This is a genomic window from Paraburkholderia sp. 22099, assembly GCF_052045835.1.
GTDB classification, from domain to species: Bacteria; Pseudomonadota; Gammaproteobacteria; order Burkholderiales; family Burkholderiaceae; genus Paraburkholderia; species Paraburkholderia terricola.
Genome location: NZ_JBQEPU010000021.1, coordinates 118,368 through 134,666 on the forward strand (window position 1 = coordinate 118,368; position 16,299 = coordinate 134,666).

Genomic DNA, 16,299 nt, shown 5'->3' on the forward strand with positions numbered 1-16,299 from the left:
AGCGGGCGGGCGCCACAAAGCCCGCGTTCCAGAGCGGCGCTATAAAGCCTGTTCCGGCGCGCGTCCGATCGTTTGCGAATCCGCCGCCGCACCCGCATCGCTGCGCGCGCGCTCACGCCCCGGCGTCACCACCGCGCCGCTTCCGCCCGGACGCCCCACCGATTTCGCATGCCGCTCGATCAGCCGTTGCAGCAGGCAGAACGCGCAGAGCAAGGCGCCGATCACGATGCGCGTCCACCATGAACTGAGCGTGCCGTCGAACGTGATCAAGGTCTGGATCGTGCCGAGAATGCCGACCCCGAACAGCGACCCGAGCACATAGCCGACGCCGCCCGTCAGCAGCGTGCCGCCGATCACCGTCGCGGCGATCGCGTCGAGTTCCATGCCCTGCCCTTGCAAGCCGTAACCGGACAGCACGTAGAAGGTGAAGACCGCGCCGCCGAGCGCCGAGCAGAAGCCGCTCAACGCATACACGCCGATCCGCGTATGCGCGACCGGCAAGCCCATCAGCAGCGCCGAGCGCGCGTTGCCGCCGACCGCATACACGTTGCGGCCGAAGCGTGTGAAATGCGCGATATAAATCGCCGCAAGCAGCGTGATGAAGGCGATCAACACATTCGCGGTGACGGAACCGATACCGATGTCGAGGCGAAACGCCGAGATCGCGTGAAAGGTCGGATCGTTGATGGTGATCGACTGCGTCGTGATCAGAAAGCACAGACCGCGCGCGAAGAACATGCCGGCCAGCGTGACGATGAACGCCTGCAGGCGGAAGAAGTGAATCAGCGCGCCCTGCACCGCGCCGAACACGGTGCCCATCAGCAGCACGGCCGGCACGATCAGCCAGACCGGCCAATGCATGTGTTCGGACAGCACCGCCTCGACGATCGTGGTCAGCGCGACGATCGAGCCGACCGAGAGGTCGATCCCGCCCGAGACGATCACGAACGTCATGCCGATTGCGACGATCAGCAGAAACGCGTTGTCGACCAGCAGATCGAGCAGCACTTGCCACGAGAAAAAGCCGGTGTACATCACCGAGCCGAAACCGAACAGCGCGCAGAACAGCAGGATCGTGACGGCGATCGGCAACGTGCGCGGATCGACGATACGGGCGCATGCTTCGAGGAGTCGTCTCATCGGGCCACCCCGCGCTGCGTGAAGAGCGACATGGCGATCGCGCGCGCCGCCGGCGACTGGATCACGCTCACCGTGAGCACGACGGCCGCCTTCACGACGAGCGTCGCTTCCGGCGGCACGCCGATCGAATAAGTGGTGTAAGTGAGCGTCTGGATGATCAGCGCGCCGAGCACGGTGCCCGCGAGACTGAAGCGGCCGCCGAGCAGCGACGTGCCGCCGAGCGTCACCGCGAGGATCGCGTCGAGTTCGAGCAGCAGGCCGGCGTTATTGCCGTCGGCGCTGCGCACGTTCGAGCTGATGAGAATGCCCGCCATCGCGGCGGTCAATCCCGAGAAACCGTACACCGCGAAGACGAGGGCTTTCGAGCGCAGTCCGACGAGACGCGTCGCGACCGGATTCACGCCGATCGCTCGAATGAAGAGCCCGAGCGCGGTGCCTTCGACGAGCGCCGCGGTGGCGAGCACGGCCACCGTCGCGATCCACACCGAACATGGCACACCAAGCCAGTAACCGCCGCCCACGAACAGATAGCCGGGCGCGCCGATCGGAATGATCTGCCCCGCCGTCAGCAATTGCGCGATGCCGCGGCCGGCCACCATCAGAATCAGCGTCGCGATGATCGGCTGCATGCCGACGAACGACACCAGCAAGCCGTTCCACATGCCGCTCAGTACGCCGACGATCAACGCCGCCACCAGGGCCTGGGCGATCAGTCCGCCGCTCGGCACGGGCTGCGTCGCGAGTATCGTCGCGGCGGCGGCGCCCGCGATCGCCACCACCGCGCCGACCGAAATGTCGATGCCGCGCGTGGCGATCACGAGCGTCATGCCGGTGGCGACGAGCACGAGCGGCGCGGCGCGATTCAACACGTCGATCGGCGCGCCGAACAAATGGCCGTCGAGCATCCGCAGCGACAGAAAATGCGGGTTCACCCACAGGTTCAGGCCGCACAGCAACGCGAGCGTGACGCACGGCCAGATCAATGCGCGCTCGGCGCCGTCGCGCACGAACCAGTTCGATAGCTTCATTCGCCGCTCCCCGCGATGAGTCGGTAGATGTTGTCTTCGTTCGAAGCCTTGCCGGCCACTTCGGCGATCTTGCGGCGGTCGCGCAACACCGCCACGCGATGGCTGACCCGCACCACCTCGCTGATCTCCGACGAGATGAACAGAATGCTCAAGCCGTTCGCGCACAACGCCAGCAGGCGGTCCATGATGTCGAATTTGGCCGCGACGTCGATGCCGCGCGTGGGTTCATCGAGAATCAGCAGCTTCGGATCGGTGGCGAGCCAGCGCGCCAGCAGCGCTTTTTGCTGGTTGCCGCCCGAGAGCAGCCCGATCGGCTGCTCGGCGTCCGAGGCCTTGATGCCGAGCCGCTCGATCCACAGATCGGCCAGTTCGCGCGCGCGTTGACGGCTGACCTTGCGCCACCATCCGCGTCTTGCCTGCAAGGCCAGCAGGATGTTCTCGCGGATCGAGAGTTCGGCGACGATGCCTTCTTTCTTGCGATCTTCCGCGCAGTAGCCGATACCGTGATGCACCGCGTCGCGCGGCGAACGCAAGCGCACCGGCCGGCCTTCGACGAGGATCGTGCCGCTGTCGGCGCGGTCGGCGCCGAACAGCAGCCGCGCGGTTTCGGTGCGGCCCGAGCCGAGCAATCCGGCGAGGCCGAGAATCTGCCCCGGCTGCACGTCGAGGTCGAGCGGCTGCATGGTGCCGCGCCGGCCCACGCCGCGCAATTCGACGAATGGCTGAACAGCTTCCTTGCCATGCTGATATTCGTGCGGATCGCGGCCTTCATGCGCGGCTTCACGCAGGCGCGCGCTCATGCGCTCGTGGCCGACCATCTTCGAGACGAGTTGATCGGCCGGCAAATCGCGCGCGAGATATTCGCCTTCGCGCTCGCCGTTGCGCATCACCGTGATGCGATCGGAAATGGCATACGTCTGCTCGATGAAGTGCGTGACGAACAGAATCGCAATGCCGGATTTCTTGAGATGGCGAAGGATTTTGAACAACTGCGCGACTTCGCTGTCGTCGAGGCTCGAGGTCGGCTCGTCGAGGATCAACACGCGCGCATCGACCGACAGCGCTCGCGCGATCGCCACCATCTGCTGCACGGCGATCGGATAAGCGTCGAGCGAACGCGTGACGTCGAGCGATACGTCGAGACGCGCGAGCGCGGCCTGCGCGCGGCGCTTGATGTCGGGCCAGTCGATCGCGCCGAAGCGGCGCGGCTGCCGGCCCGCGAAAATGTTCTCCGCGACCGACAGGTTCGGGCACAGGTTCACTTCCTGATACAGCGTGCGCACGCCGGCCGCCTCGGCTTCCTGCGGCGAGGCGAACGCCACGGTCTCGCCGCCCAGGCGGATCGTGCCAGCATCAGGCGCAACCACGCCGGTCAGCACGTTGATCAGCGTGGACTTGCCGGCGCCGTTCTGGCCCATCAGCGTGTGGATTTCGCCGGGGAACAGGCGGAAATCGACCTGCTGTAGCGCCTTCACGCCAGGAAACGTCTTGCTGACGCCGGCGGTGGCAAGAATGGGCTCGTGTGCGTTCGCGGCGCCATCGGCAATGGTTGCGATAGCGCCGACGGCCGGCGGATTGGGTTCAGAAGCGCGATGCGTCATAGACCTCGCTCGATCGGCGGTGCGTTGGTGCGTTGCTTCGGTGGCTCTGGCGAAACTCGAAGGCACTCAGCGGACACCGCGGAAAAGAGACCGCCCGCTGCCCAAGCAGACGGGCGGTCAGGCACCGCTGGAGAAACTGCTACACCTGTCCGTACTGCGCTTTCGTGCTGAGTTCGTGCGCCGCTTTTTGGTCAGCAAGCCTCGGTACTGTGCGTCAGTACTTGCGCGTCGGCAATGTCTGCGCCGCGACGCTCATCGGAAAGACGGTTTCTTCCGTGAGAATGCGCTTGGGCAGCGGCTTGCCGGCCACGACGTCCTTCACCGCCGACATCAACTGCGGCCCGAGCAGCGGACTGCATTCCACGTCGACGTTCATCTTGCCGGCGGCCATCGCCTGGAAGCCGCCCTTGGTCGCATCGAAAGAGACGACGATCACGTCCTTGCCCGGATGCATGCCGGCTTCTTCCATTGCCTGGATCGCGCCGAGCGCCATATCGTCGTTATGCGCATAAACTACGTTTATTTTATTCCCATAGGTTTTTATAAACGCCTCCATGACCTGCTTGCCGCCGGCCAACGTGAAGTCGCCGCTTTGGGACGCGATGATCTTGAACTTGGGATCGCTCTTGATTACTTCGATCAGGCCGGCGTGCCGGTCATTGGCGGGCGCGGAGCCAACCGTTCCCTGAAGTTCCGCGATATTGACCGTGTTCTTTTCGTTCTTGTAGTGGTCCGCAAGCCACTTGCCGCCGCGCCGCCCTTCTTCCAGAAAGTCGGAGCCGATCATCGTCACGTAAAGCGAGGTGTCTTTCACGTCGACGTTGCGGTCGGTCAGGATCACCGGAATCTTTGCGGCTTTAGCCTCGCGCAGCACCGGCTCCCAGCCCGATTCCACAACCGGCGAGAACGCGATGACGTCGACTTTCTGCGCGATGTAGGAGCGGATCGCCTTGATCTGGTTTTCCTGCTTTTGCTGGGCGTCGGAGAATTTGAGCTTGATTTTCGCTTCAGTGGCGGCGGATTTCACCGACTCGGTGTTCGCCGTGCGCCATGCGCTTTCGGCGCCGACCTGGGCGAAGCCGAGCGTGATCTGTTTGTCCTGCGCGTAGGCGCCCGGTGCTGCCAGCGTCAGCGCGCCCATGCCCGCGCACAATGCGAGCGCGCCCAACGCACGACATGCGGCGCGTCGTGTATTCGCCATGACTGTCTCCTGATCGTTGTTGTGTAGGCGACCCAGCGAAACCGCCCAGCGCTTGCGGCTTTCACGGTGCGTGGATCGTGATGTAGCGTAGTGTGCGGCGCGTTAACCGTCCAATCATATGATTCGCGCCGACGATATCAATTCTGGTATAGCGGACGGTGTCGGTTGTCGCGTGGCCGTGTGTCGACCTCCGCGTCGAGGATGTCGGCGGCGCCTGGTCCGCGTTCCGGCTGACGGGCTTTTTATGCGCTTACGTGCCGATGGCGCGCTGCCGGGCTGACCGGTTCACGACGGTCTACCGCGTTACCGCACGCGGCGTGACCCAACGAAACGTCAGATTGATTCGTTCGCCCGTGACATCAGACTCCTTAGGCACCCGATGCCGCCATTCGGCCTGCGTGTCGCCTTTCATCACCAGCAAACTGCCGCCTTTGAGCGAAAACGACTTCGTCACGCCGGTTTCGTTGTGGCGCAAATCGAAGGTGCGCGCCACGCCGAGGCTCACCGACGCGATCACCGGCCGGGCGCCGAGTTCAGGCTCGCGGTCCGCGTGCCAGCCCATGCTGTCGGCGCCGCTGCGGTAGCGGTTGACCAGCACGCTGTTGAAACGGGCGTTGCAGGCGGCTTCGGCGGCGGCCTTCAGTTCGGCGACGGTCGGCGTCCAGGGTTGCGGCACGTTGCGGATACCCGAGTAGACGTAGACCGCGTCCGGCTCCCCTTGCCAGGCGGTCAAACGCGGCAGCGGCACGCGGCCGGCGGGCGTACCCATCATGTCCTGGCGCCATTCGACTTCGCCGACAAGCCGCGTCAAAGTCCGCTGCGCCGCCGCGGGCGTCAGCCAGTCGGGATACCAGTCGACGTCGGGCGCCGGCAGGCGATGATCATCAAAGAGATCCATCATGAGATTGGGCTGAGTGCGGCCGCACGCGCGATGCGTGCCGGGAGAAAAGGTGTGGCTATTATGGCGGCAGCGACAGAGCGGCTCACGGTGATCGTCGGGAAGGAGATGGCGTTTGATAACCAACTGCCGAAGCTGTTTCCGCATGCCGACGCGTGCAGTTGGTTCGCCGGAAACAATAGGGCTATCGCGGAGACGACATTTCGCGATTCAACGCTGCAGTGCGACCCAATATCCTGGCCGCCCGTGCGCCCGGCATCCGGCGAAACTATTGCCGCGCAACGCGCGCTGTTCGTTCGACGAACCGCGCGTATCGTCTGATGGACCGGAACTCATCGACGCGGTCAGGTGAAGACGGCGACGTAAAACACCACTGCGCCGATCACGGCGCCGATAAAGCAGAAGCCCTCCTCGGTATCCTCGCCATTCGAACGCAACCACCCGCCGACCACCCCGAACAACCCTGCGATGCCGAGCGCGACGCACACCATCACGATGTAGAAGAGCGCGGTTTTGCCCAGTTCGGAAAAGTCGATGTTGCGCACGCCGACGTACAGGCTGACCGCCATCAGCGAGAAGACCACCAGCGGCAGCATCACATGGCTGCCCTCGTACCCGACATGATGCGCGTGGTGCGCGGGCGGTAACTGATTGCCTGATCTGAGCAGTTTCATGATGCCCCCTGCCTCGCCTTTACCGGCGATAAAACGAACCGCGATCCGGCCGCGGCGGCCCTGATGCAAGCCGGTTCATTTTGAGAATAGTCTACGCACGGACACGATTCAAAGCCCATTTAATTATGGCTCTGTGAAGCGCCGGGCGGGCCTTGCGTCGCGATGTGTCGATGCTGCGATGCAGTAGCCGCGGCGGCCGCCAAGGCGGGTTCTATAACGTGGCGAGCAAGTTTGGTGCCGCCCGGCGCGCAGTGGCACATGCCGGTAGAATGGTTCACCCCGTTCGCTAACGCGGCATCGCAGTCTCCGAGTCGCCCAAGGTTCAGTTCGTCTCGGCCCCTTCCCGCCCTTATCTTCGCTATGCGCCGCTCATCGTTTCTTGTCCGCATCATCCTGATTGGCATCCTGCTGCATATTTATGTCGGCTTCCGTCTGATTCCAGACATGCCGATCGATACTGTCGGCCGAGGGCTCTGCGCGCTGTGGCTCGTGCTGTCGATCTTTCTGATTCCGCTCGGCATGCTGGCGCGCACCATCAAACGACAGCCGCTCGGCGACCGGCTCGCATGGGTCGGCCTGCTGGCGATGGGTTTTTTCTCGTCCTTGCTGGTGCTGACTTTTTTGCGCGACGTGGTTCTCGCGTCGCTGCTCACCATTGATGCAATCTGGCCGCGCGCCGTGGCGATGGGAAACTGGCGGACCGGTTCGGCGGCAGCGGTGCCTTTGGCTGCGCTGCTTTCGACGCTCGTCGGTCTCGTCAACGCGCGCCGGCGCGCCAGAGTGGTGACGATCGAAGTGCCGATCGACGATTTACCGCCCGCGCTGGACGGCTTCACGATTGTTCAGATCAGCGATATCCACGTCGGCCCAACCATCAAACGCCATTACGTGGACGCCATCGTCAATGCGGTGAACCGTCTCGAGCCCGATCTGATTGCCGTGACCGGCGATATCGTGGACGGCAGCGTGCCGCAATTGAGGAACCACACGCAGCCGCTCTCGCGGTTGAGCGCGCGTCACGGCGCTTTCCTCGTTACCGGCAACCACGAGTATTACGCCGGCGCAAATGCATGGATCGACGAATTCCGACGCCTCGGATTGACCGTGCTGCTCAACGAACACGTGATCGTGGACCACGACGGCGCGCGCGCCGTGATTGCCGGCGTGACCGATTATTCGGCGGGTCATCATGACCCGTTGCATCGTAGCGACCCTGTCGCCGCGCTTGCCGGCGCGCCTGGCGACGTGCTGATCAAGGTGCTGCTCGCCCATCAGCCGCGCTCCGCTGAGGCGGCCGCGGCCGCCGGTTTCACGCTGCAGCTATCCGGCCACACGCACGGCGGTCAGTTCTTTCCGTGGAATTTCTTTGTGAGATTTCAGCAGCCGTTCACAGCCGGCCTCGCACGCCTGAATGGACTGTGGGTGTACACGAGCCGTGGCACAGGGTATTGGGGACCGCCGAAGCGTCTCGGCGCGCCGTCTGAAATCACCCGCTTACGCCTTGTGCCTGGCGAGCCCGATTAAGGCATCCAAATAAAGCGAAACGCAGGCGCCGTCATGAAACGGCGCCTGCGTTGTATTGGACTGACTGCATGACAGGAGCGCGGACGTCGGCAATGACATCCGCTTCCAAGGCGCCAACGTGCAGCGCCCGTTAGCCTGACTATTGCGCGGGCACGACGGCCACGCTGGCTTGCGGCGCGAACGCTACCGACACCTGCATACCGGGAGTCACATTGGCGAGTGTTGCCGGCTCGCGGCCCTTGATATGAAACACGGCGTTATTCGGACCCTTCAGGGCCAGGATGCCCGACGCGTGGTCGACGGTCTGGATCTCGGCGGTGACGTTCCCGGCGGTGTTGGACTGAACGACCGGCGTAGCAGCACCTTGACCGGCACCACGGGTAACGCTGATCACGGCGTTGCGCACCATGCGGACGTGGACCTTGCCGCCCTGCTTGATCTGCGTAAGGTCGCGCGAGTCGGTGACATTGAACGAAGCCTGGCTGCCGCGAGCATCGCGCACGGTGACCGAATGTTTCGCCATGTCTACCGATGTCACGACGCCTTCCGCCTGCAGCGTGCTGCTACCTTCGAACGGCGCGGGCAGACCTGCGGCAAACGACATGAGCGGAGCGGCAGCAATCAACGCGCCGGCGATGATGCGACGAGCTTGAACTTTCATACTTTCCTCAACTGGGGTAAACGGCTAAAACGGACGACGTCGAGCGAATCCTGGATCAAGACCTTCCGCACAATGCTCGAGCAAAGCCGCTAGAAGTGAAACGTGGATTGAGCGCTGCGAGAGTGCTAAAAGCGCGCGACGTATTTGGAAATGTGCGAACAGTGTGGTTTCCGGGATGAGGTCGGTCAATATTCGGAGTCCCCATTTACGCGGTGATAGTTCCAGATTTTCACTGGAAGTTTCCACAACAGGACATGAGTTCGCCAGCACTGTGTGCTTTATCCCGGCTTGACTTACCTTTGCAGAGCCGCCTAAAATTCGCCCACTTCATTTAGCCGGAATCACGATCTTGGACAGTAGCAGTACTACCAGTCGAGCTTCGATTCACCCGATCACCTGATCGGCAAGATTTCCGCGTCAGCTCTCCTGCCTGTCGCCGTCTTGCCTCCGGGCTCGACGGTGCGCGTCGTCTCTTTACTTTTCACAGCCTTTTATCGCGCTTCTACGCGTGTGAAGCGCCGCATGGTTCGATGCCATCCGATTGCTCCGCGACGTTCAGCGCCACCGCGAGCCCCGCTCGCGTTCTCGTCATGCCTGACCGCATCCGCGTTTCGTCGGCGATTCGCGCTGCTGTCATGCGCACGGTTCACACTGCGCGGATACGCGCCACAAGCTTTCTTACCGATGACAATTGAATTCGTCTTGCGGCTTCTTGCCGCCTTCGCGTGCGGCGTGGCAATCGGCCTCGAACGGCAGATGCGTCAGCGCAACGCCGGCCTGCGCACGATCACACTCGTCGCGAGCGGCGCGTGCCTGTTCGTCACCCTCGGCGTACTGACCGGCAACGGCACTACCGGCATCACCCAGATCGCCGCGTATGTCGTATCTGGCGTCGGCTTTCTCGGCGGCGGCGTGATCATGCGCGACAAGGGTTCCATTCAGGGCATCAATACCGCGGCGACCTTGTGGTGTTCGGCGGCGGTCGGCGTGTTATGCGGTGCGGGCCATTACGGCCCCGCGATCGCCGGCACCGCGGTTGTGCTGCTCACCAATACGGTGCTGCGTGAAGTGAGCCGCACCATCAACGCGGCGCCGGTTTCCAACGCGGACCTGATTCGCGAGTACGTGCTGACGATCGTCTGCCGGGAAACCGACGAGATTCACATTCGCACCGCCGTGTCCAACTCGATGTATTCGGCGCCATTGTCGTTCCAGAGCCTGACCAGCGAGGACGTGGAAGGCGATACCGGACGTATCCGTGTCACGGCGACACTGAAGCTGCATCCCAAGGACCAGCCGAAGCTCGAACAGATGGCAAGCCGCATCAGTATGGAAAAAAGCGTATCGAGCGTCAGTTGGACGGCCAGAGAAGCGGAGCCGACGCCGGAATAATGCGCCGTGAGCAAGTGCCGCTTATGCGGGCGCATCGTCTACACTTAGTCGCAATACATTCAGACAATGTTAATTTACCGTCCTGAATATGGACTGCCGCATGACCATCGACTAAGCTCTGTCACCGTGAATTTTTCACACTCAACCAAGGAGTCTCGATTATGGAACACGGCATCATTGCATGGCTCATCATCGGCGCGATCGCCGGCTGGCTGGCCGGCGTGCTCGTCAAGGGCGGCGGCTTCGGCTTGATCGTCGACATCATCGTCGGGATTGTCGGCGCGTTCATCGGCGGGTGGCTTGCCGGTGTGCTGCATATCTCGCTTGGCAGCGGCTGGATCGGCTCGATCATTACTGCTGTCATCGGCGCGGTCATTCTGCTGTTTCTTATCCGCCTCGTCCGCCGAGGTGGTTGAGGGTCGCATTTGATGTCTTCCGGCGTCAGGGGCGAAGGCCGCCTGACGTCGGTTTCGACTAGAGAAGCACGTCCTCAGCCGGCAACATCGAGCCGGTGTCACGCAGCCGCGTATGCCAGTTGAAAGCCTGGTCCAGTCGATGCGGCGTTTGTCCTCCCCATTGCAAGGCGTCCCGATAATAGTCGCGCAACAGATCGCGATACAGCGGATGCGCACAGTTTTCGATGATCAGCGTGGCGCGCTCGCGCGGCGCCAGCCCGCGCAGATCGGCCAAGCCCTGCTCCGTCACGACCACGTCCACGTCATGTTCGTTGTGGTCGCAATGCGGCACCATCGGCACGACGCTCGAAATGCGGCCGCTCCTCGCCATCGATTTGGTTGCGAAGATCGCGCAAGACGCATTGCGTGAAAAGTCGCCCGAGCCGCCGATGCCGTTCATCATGTGCGTGCCGCCCACATGCGTCGAATTCACGTTGCCGTAGATGTCGAATTCCAACGCGGTATTCAGCGCGATCAACCCAAGCCGCCGGATCACTTCCGGATGATTGCTGACCTCTTGTGGGCGCAATACCAGACGATCGCGATAGCGTTCGAGTTCGCCGAACACCTGCGCCTGACGCGCGGCCGACAACGTAATCGATGCGCCTGAGGCGAACGTCACCTTGCCGGCATCCATCAGGTCGAACGTCGAATCCTGCAGTACCTCCGAGTAAATTTCGAAGGGATCGAAAGGCGAGTCGGCGAAGCCCGCCAGCACCGCATTGGCGATCGTGCCGATGCCCGCCTGCAGCGGCGGCAAGCGCCGAGGCATGCGACCGCGCGACACCTCGTACTGAAAGAACTCGATGAGGTGGCCCGCGATCATCTTCGTCTCTTCATCGGCCGGCAACACCGTGGACGCACTGTCCGCCATATCGGTGATGACGATCGCCGCGATCCTGTCGAGTGGAATCTCGATGGCCGGTGTGCCGACGCGATCGTGTGGATGGACGATCGGCAACGGCTCCCGGTTCGGCCTGCGACCTGGAATCCAGATGTCGTGCAGCCCTTCGAGAGCGATCGGCTGGGCCAGATTGATTTCAACGATGATCTTCTCGGCGAGCATTGCGAAGCTCGCCGAATTGCCGACGGAAGTGGTCGGCACGATGCCGCCCGTCTCGGTGATCGCTGCCGCTTCGATAATCGCGACGTCGAGTTTGCCGAGTTGATTCGCGCGCAGCATTTCGACGGTTTCGGACAGATGCTGATCGACGAACATCACTTCGCCACGATTGATCGCATCGCGCAGGGTCTTGTCCACCTGGAAGGGCAAGCGACGCGCCAGCACGTGTGCCTCGGTCAGCATGCGATCGACGTCGTGGCCGAGCGATGCACCGGTCATCAGCGTAATGCGCAGCGGCTTGCCTTCGTTGCGCGCACGTTCGGCGAGCGCGACAGGGACGGCTTTTGCGTCGCCCGCGCGTGTAAAACCGCTGGCGCCGACGCACATGCCGTCCTGAATGAGAAGCGCCGCAGTTGCGGCGGAAGTGATTTTTCCGCGCAGCGCGGCGCAGCGAATCCGGTCTTCGTACATGAAACTGAGTCTCTCCATGGTCACCAGTTCTGGCTACCGGTGCGCACATCGGCGGCGTGCTTCGTTCAGTAGCCCGATTGTCGCAACAGGCGCGACGTCTTCCTGAGAGGGCGTCGCGGCCAGGTACTTCGTCGCGCCGTCACTTTCGCAACGGCTCTTGCAGGCACGACTTGGGTAAGGTGCGGCGCTGACTAGCTACCGAAATAGATATTGCAGAAACTCATGGGGCCGACGCACTCTTCAGCTTTAGCGGCCGGTGCGGCACGGTGGTCTTGCATGGCGGCGCTGTCGGCGCGTTGGTTATTTGCCTGGGCGGCCTTCTGTTGCGGCGTGGACGGCGCGGTTTGTGCATGAGCAACAGCAGCGGATAAAGCACAGGCAATCAGGACAATCCTCAACACTTTCATTTTTTTCTCCGGGACTTACGGTTACTGCGAGGCAGCGATGAAACTATAGAGCCGCCGTTCATGCGGATAAACGTGGCTGTCCGGAAGTGACCTTTCCATCCGGCGGAAGGATCGACGCGTGCGACCGATCACATGAGCATCGGTCAACGTGTATTGAAAGGCGCGTCCTTGTCGAGCAACGCAGTGCAGATGAAATGCAGGCAACTCAGAATGCGCTGCACGTCATGGCGTTTGTCGCGGTCGGCATGAACGGTTTGCAACACGTCTTGCGCGATCCATGTGGCCGAGCGCACCACCACGAGCGCGTGCTCCAGAGCATGCGTGTCAGGTCGCGCGAACAGCTGCGAGAGCGCGTTGCAGGTTTGCTCCAGAACGCTGTCCCAACGTCGATGAATTGTCACCGCATAGGTGGCGCGTGACGCTTCGCTGCGTAGATCGATAACGGCGTGGCCGACTTCGAGTGTCGCAAGCATCCAGCGCAACGCATCCCGGCGGCGGCGGGAGCGTCGCGTCAGCAGCATGCGCAATTGGGAGGCGAGGTCGTGTGTGCTCGACTGAAAACGCTGATTGAGCCCGGGCAGCTTGTCGTTGCATGCGAACACGACTTGCTCGCGCAGATCGCCCATGATCCTGTCGATGAGCCACGGCATATCGGCCGGAAAAACCACCGCGAAAACGATTGCCGCCAACAGCATCGCGGCGCTCAGCGCCAGGCCGTTGTTGATCAGCAGATCAGGCGCATAGGTGACGACGTTGTCCGGCCCGGCCAGCAGGCAAAAGAACACGGAGAAGCCGATGCCATATCCGGCCGTGAGCTTGCGCGTCGCGACGAACCCGCCGAGCGCAAGCACTGGCGCAAGCATGATGCAAAGGAGCGGAAAACCGTCGATGTTGGGATACACATAGCATGTGAAGAAGTAGCCGGTCATGGTGGCCAGCACGGCGCCGAGCGCCATCTGCACGGCTGTCTTCGAAGGATTCGGCGCGGTGGAAGTCAGAGCGCACACCAGTGCCCCGCCGATCACCGCTAGACCACCGCTCGGCCAATCGGTCGCGATCCAGAACCATCCGACGATCGACAAGACCACCGCGGACCGCACGAAAGTGAATGCGACGAGAGAGCCGTTCGTCCTGCTCACGTAGCGGCTGCCATTGCGTTGCTTGTTCTCTGGCTTGCGCCTCGCCAAAGCCGCGTAGGTTTCCGAGTAGCGAATCCATTCGTCGACGAACCGATACAGCAGTTCGGCGGCCGTGTCGAAATCCGCCAGTGGTTCGGCAGGCGCGGTTTCCAGCGGACGTCTTGTTTCGCGCACGCGCCGTGGCAGGCTTGCCTGAAAGAGCCGCAAGCGGGCTGCGACGCGCGAGGCATCGACGGTGGCGTCAGCTTGCGGCGCCAGCAACGACGATAGCTGATGGAAGTACGGCTTGATCGCGTCGATCACACGCGCCGAAGCGTTGACACGCCCACGCTTGAGCAATTGGTGCAGTGCATGCAGCCGCGCACATGCATCCATGAATTCGCCGTTCAGACGGCCTAGATGTTGGCTGCGTGAGCGCATGGCGGGATCTTCGAACGCGGCGAAAATGCGCGTCGCCTCGAAACCCACGATTTCGTCGACGAGGTTCGCAAAGCGCCGCTCGAACTGACCACGCTCGATTCCACGTCCCAGCGCGTCGGCCGCGAACGCAGTAAAATTTGTGTATCGAATTTGCAGCGCGTGCAGCAGAGCAAGACTCGAACGCTGCGGCGCGATCAACGCACTGACCGCGCTCGAGCACACAATGCCAATCGTTACTTCCGCCGCGCGTGTGAGCGCGGCCAGAAACAGGTCGTGAGGCGCGGTGACATTCGGGACGCCGATCAAGGCGGCGGTGTAACCCGCCAGCACAAAACCATACCACTTGAAATGCCGATATCGGACAGCGGCAGCGATGCAGGCGCTCACCCAGGCGACCATGCCGAACATATACAGTTCAGGCTGCTGGACGAACAGCGCACCGAGCATGAGCGCCGCGACCGTGCCCACCGCGGTGCCGAAAAGCCGATAGAAACTTTTGGCGAGCACCATGCCGCTGAACGGCTGCATCAATACGAACACCGTCGTCATGGCGATGCGCGGCTGCGGCAGATCCAGCAGCATCGCGATGCCCTGCGCCAGCAGACCCGCGGTGACCGTTTTCAACAGATGCAGCCAGATCAGACCATCGCTGTTTGCCCAATCACGAATCGCCGCGCCGAGCATCGTTTGCGATGTGACGTTCCACTGTCGGCGGGAATCCGCAGGCGGTTCGATCGCACGTTGGCGTTTCATCGGAAAGCAATGCGCCCCGGGTTGATGCTGAAAGAAGCGCCGGCGAATGCTGCGCACACCGGCAGGCAAGGCGCCGATTGTAGGAGCGTGCGACGCACGCACTAATGGGACTGGTGCGGAAGGTCCCTTGCAGAACGAACAACAATGCGCTTGCGGGACAGGCGGACAATACGGCTTCTGCCGTGAATCAGAAGGATCGATGGATACGTTACAAAATATGCGAGTGTTCGTGCGAGTCGTGGAAGCCGGTAGTTTTACCGCCGCAGCGCAGTCGCTCAATTCAACGACCGGGGCGATGTCCCGCGCAGTCTCGGAACTCGAAGCCCATCTACGTACCAGGTTGCTAAACCGTTCGACACGGCGACTTGCCCTAACCACTGCGGGCGAGCGTTATATGGAGCGATGCCAACAAATACTCGCGGACGTCGACACGGCGGAAGAAGAGGCGAGTTGCGCGCACGAGCGTCCCAGCGGCGCATTGCGAATGCATAGCTTCGCCAGCATCGGCCAGCACTATGTGCTGCCGGCTATCTCGCGTTATCGCGCGCTTTATCCGGAGGTGACGGTGGAGCTGACGTTGTCCCAGCGTATGCCCGATCTCTTCGAAGGCAGTGCGGACGTCGCAGTGATCGGCGCCTCGAATTTGCCCAACTCGGATCTTGTCTCGCTGCCGCTCGGAACGACCTTTAGCATTTTGTGTGCATCGCCTGCTTATGTGAGGACGCATGGCTCGCCGCAACAGCCGGGCGATCTCGCGCATCACGAATGTCTGATCCTGCACACGCCAGCATTTCCGCCGCACGAATGGCTGCTCGACGGGCCAAACGGAGGCGAGATGATGGAAGTGAATGGGCCCGTGCACGTGAACATTGCGGAGTCGCTGATCGTTGCGATTCGCGAAGGGATGGGCATCGGCATGGTGCCGCTTTACGCGGCGATTTCCGGGTTGCGTGATGGAACGTTAATGCGCGTGTTGCCGGAATATACGCTGCAGAAAATGAACATTTACGCGCTGTATCCATCGCGTAAGTTCATCGATGCCAAGACGCGGACGTGGGTCGAATTTCTGCGCGCCCACCTGCCGGAAGTGATTGCACGCGACGAGGCGCTGCTTGCGGAAATCGGTCAGTTATATACCGACGATGAAGTCATGCCGGTTCGTGCCTGCGCCGTTGGCAGCGGCGATGCCGCCACGCATTGATGTGGAATTTTGCGTGCACCGCTTGCTGGGGCACTATGCTGTTAGCGCTGTTTGAAAAACAGAAGTGCCCTGGCGAGCGATGTTTATGTGCTGGTTGGTCGTTGCGAGAGAGCACGATTAGATGTTTGTTTTTAGCCCCATCTCGAATATGGCGCGTAAACGCACAAACCCCACCGGTGTGGGGTGGGGTCTGTGTTTCTGCATGGGAGCCTGACGATTACCTACTTTCACACGGGCAATCCGCACTATCATCGGCGTGGAGTCGTTTCAC

At 62.2% G+C, this 16,299-nt stretch carries 14 protein-coding genes and 1 pseudogene; 5 read left to right on the forward strand and 10 right to left on the reverse strand.

What is annotated here, in order from left to right; genetic code table 11:
* Window positions 1-39 precede the first annotated feature (39 nt).
* The 5 genes from yjfF to ACTJLC_RS20685 form a co-directional block, all read right to left on the reverse strand.
* Entirely contained in the window at window positions 40-1,140 is a 1,101-nt protein-coding gene (gene yjfF, locus ACTJLC_RS20665) for a galactofuranose ABC transporter, permease protein YjfF (protein WP_073431929.1), read from the reverse strand.
* Entirely contained in the window at window positions 1,137-2,168 is a 1,032-nt protein-coding gene (locus ACTJLC_RS20670) for an ABC transporter permease (protein ID WP_154874897.1), read from the reverse strand. The genes yjfF and ACTJLC_RS20670 overlap by 4 nt, the downstream gene beginning before the upstream one ends.
* Entirely contained in the window at window positions 2,165-3,769 is a 1,605-nt protein-coding gene (locus ACTJLC_RS20675; RefSeq protein ID WP_440844987.1) for a sugar ABC transporter ATP-binding protein, read from the reverse strand. Before ACTJLC_RS20675 ends, ACTJLC_RS20670 begins: the two co-directional genes overlap by 4 nt.
* A 214-nt stretch (window positions 3,770-3,983) precedes the next feature.
* Window positions 3,984-4,910, reverse strand: a complete 927-nt coding sequence (locus ACTJLC_RS20680) for an ABC transporter substrate-binding protein (protein WP_227470935.1) — start codon at window positions 4,908-4,910, stop codon at window positions 3,984-3,986.
* A 355-nt stretch (window positions 4,911-5,265) separates the two neighbouring features.
* Window positions 5,266-5,871: an alpha-ketoglutarate-dependent dioxygenase AlkB family protein gene (locus tag ACTJLC_RS20685; RefSeq protein ID WP_114163672.1), complete on the reverse strand. Its 606-nt coding sequence runs from the start codon at window positions 5,869-5,871 to the stop codon at window positions 5,266-5,268.
* 81 nt (window positions 5,872-5,952) lie between these two features.
* On the opposite strand from ACTJLC_RS20685, the pseudogene ACTJLC_RS20690 reads away from it, so the two are divergent.
* A pseudogene (locus ACTJLC_RS20690) lies at window positions 5,953-6,090 on the forward strand (malonic semialdehyde reductase); the annotation flags it as partial.
* 122 nt (window positions 6,091-6,212) lie between these two features.
* Here the strand turns inward: ACTJLC_RS20690 and ACTJLC_RS20695 are convergent.
* Complete coding sequence (locus ACTJLC_RS20695) at window positions 6,213-6,542, reverse strand: hypothetical protein (RefSeq protein WP_114164659.1); 330 nt, start codon at window positions 6,540-6,542, stop codon at window positions 6,213-6,215.
* Window positions 6,543-6,902: 360 nt separating this feature from the next.
* Here ACTJLC_RS20695 and ACTJLC_RS20700 point away from each other — a divergent pair, with 360 nt between their 5' ends.
* Window positions 6,903-8,066, forward strand: coding sequence for a metallophosphoesterase (locus tag ACTJLC_RS20700; protein WP_073431934.1), 1,164 nt, complete (start codon window positions 6,903-6,905; stop codon window positions 8,064-8,066).
* Between the two features lie 139 nt (window positions 8,067-8,205).
* Here ACTJLC_RS20700 and ACTJLC_RS20705 read toward each other — a convergent pair whose 3' ends face one another.
* Entirely contained in the window at window positions 8,206-8,727 is a 522-nt protein-coding gene (locus tag ACTJLC_RS20705; RefSeq protein WP_114163674.1) for a hypothetical protein, read from the reverse strand.
* Between the two features lie 684 nt (window positions 8,728-9,411).
* Between ACTJLC_RS20705 and ACTJLC_RS20710 the strand changes: the two genes are divergently transcribed.
* Both ACTJLC_RS20710 and ACTJLC_RS20715 read left to right on the forward strand, forming a co-directional pair.
* Entirely contained in the window at window positions 9,412-10,119 is a 708-nt protein-coding gene (locus ACTJLC_RS20710; protein ID WP_114163675.1) for an MgtC/SapB family protein, read from the forward strand.
* A 161-nt stretch (window positions 10,120-10,280) separates the two neighbouring features.
* On the forward strand, window positions 10,281-10,535 hold the full coding sequence (locus tag ACTJLC_RS20715; protein ID WP_073431937.1) for a GlsB/YeaQ/YmgE family stress response membrane protein: 255 nt from the start codon (window positions 10,281-10,283) through the stop codon (window positions 10,533-10,535).
* A 58-nt stretch (window positions 10,536-10,593) separates the two neighbouring features.
* Here the strand turns inward: ACTJLC_RS20715 and ACTJLC_RS20720 are convergent, their stop codons facing one another.
* The 3 genes from ACTJLC_RS20720 to ACTJLC_RS20730 all read right to left on the reverse strand — a co-directional run bounded on the left by ACTJLC_RS20720 (window position 10,594) and on the right by ACTJLC_RS20730 (window position 14,827).
* Window positions 10,594-12,108 (reverse strand): acetyl-CoA hydrolase/transferase family protein, encoded by a 1,515-nt coding sequence (locus ACTJLC_RS20720; RefSeq protein ID WP_310132958.1) that lies wholly within the window; start codon window positions 12,106-12,108, stop codon window positions 10,594-10,596.
* Window positions 12,109-12,299: 191 nt separating this feature from the next.
* A complete protein-coding gene (locus ACTJLC_RS20725) occupies window positions 12,300-12,515 on the reverse strand; it encodes a hypothetical protein (RefSeq protein ID WP_114163677.1) in 216 nt (71 codons plus the stop codon).
* A 143-nt stretch (window positions 12,516-12,658) separates the two neighbouring features.
* The gene (locus ACTJLC_RS20730) at window positions 12,659-14,827 is read right to left on the reverse strand and encodes an FUSC family protein (RefSeq protein WP_310132942.1); all 2,169 of its coding nucleotides are present in this window, start codon (window positions 14,825-14,827) and stop codon (window positions 12,659-12,661) included.
* A gap of 199 nt (window positions 14,828-15,026) precedes the next feature.
* On the opposite strand from ACTJLC_RS20730, the gene ACTJLC_RS20735 reads away from it, so the two are divergent.
* On the forward strand, window positions 15,027-16,028 hold the full coding sequence (locus ACTJLC_RS20735) for a LysR family transcriptional regulator (protein ID WP_073431941.1): 1,002 nt from the start codon (window positions 15,027-15,029) through the stop codon (window positions 16,026-16,028).
* Window positions 16,029-16,299: the final 271 nt, after the last annotated feature.

What these genes read in the sequence shown, in the direction of transcription:
- ACTJLC_RS20720 (WP_310132958.1), bottom strand. Translation starts at nt 12,108, where the DNA reads ATGTACGAAGACCGGATTCGCTGCGCCGCGCTGCGCGGAAAAATCACT.
- ACTJLC_RS20700 (WP_073431934.1), top strand. Translation starts at nt 6,903, where the DNA reads ATGCGCCGCTCATCGTTTCTTGTCCGCATCATCCTGATTGGCATCCTG.
- ACTJLC_RS20685 (WP_114163672.1), bottom strand. Translation starts at nt 5,871, where the DNA reads ATGATGGATCTCTTTGATGATCATCGCCTGCCGGCGCCCGACGTCGAC.
- ACTJLC_RS20680 (WP_227470935.1), bottom strand. Translation starts at nt 4,910, where the DNA reads ATGGGCGCGCTGACGCTGGCAGCACCGGGCGCCTACGCGCAGGACAAA.
- ACTJLC_RS20670 (WP_154874897.1), bottom strand. Translation starts at nt 2,168, where the DNA reads ATGAAGCTATCGAACTGGTTCGTGCGCGACGGCGCCGAGCGCGCATTG.
- ACTJLC_RS20695 (WP_114164659.1), bottom strand. Translation starts at nt 6,542, where the DNA reads ATGAAACTGCTCAGATCAGGCAATCAGTTACCGCCCGCGCACCACGCG.
- ACTJLC_RS20735 (WP_073431941.1), top strand. Translation starts at nt 15,027, where the DNA reads ATGGATACGTTACAAAATATGCGAGTGTTCGTGCGAGTCGTGGAAGCC.
- ACTJLC_RS20715 (WP_073431937.1), top strand. Translation starts at nt 10,281, where the DNA reads ATGGAACACGGCATCATTGCATGGCTCATCATCGGCGCGATCGCCGGC.
- ACTJLC_RS20705 (WP_114163674.1), bottom strand. Translation starts at nt 8,727, where the DNA reads ATGAAAGTTCAAGCTCGTCGCATCATCGCCGGCGCGTTGATTGCTGCC.
- ACTJLC_RS20730 (WP_310132942.1), bottom strand. Translation starts at nt 14,827, where the DNA reads ATGAAACGCCAACGTGCGATCGAACCGCCTGCGGATTCCCGCCGACAG.
- ACTJLC_RS20710 (WP_114163675.1), top strand. Translation starts at nt 9,412, where the DNA reads ATGACAATTGAATTCGTCTTGCGGCTTCTTGCCGCCTTCGCGTGCGGC.
- ACTJLC_RS20725 (WP_114163677.1), bottom strand. Translation starts at nt 12,515, where the DNA reads ATGAAAGTGTTGAGGATTGTCCTGATTGCCTGTGCTTTATCCGCTGCT.
- ACTJLC_RS20675 (WP_440844987.1), bottom strand. Translation starts at nt 3,769, where the DNA reads ATGACGCATCGCGCTTCTGAACCCAATCCGCCGGCCGTCGGCGCTATC.
- yjfF (WP_073431929.1), bottom strand. Translation starts at nt 1,140, where the DNA reads ATGAGACGACTCCTCGAAGCATGCGCCCGTATCGTCGATCCGCGCACG.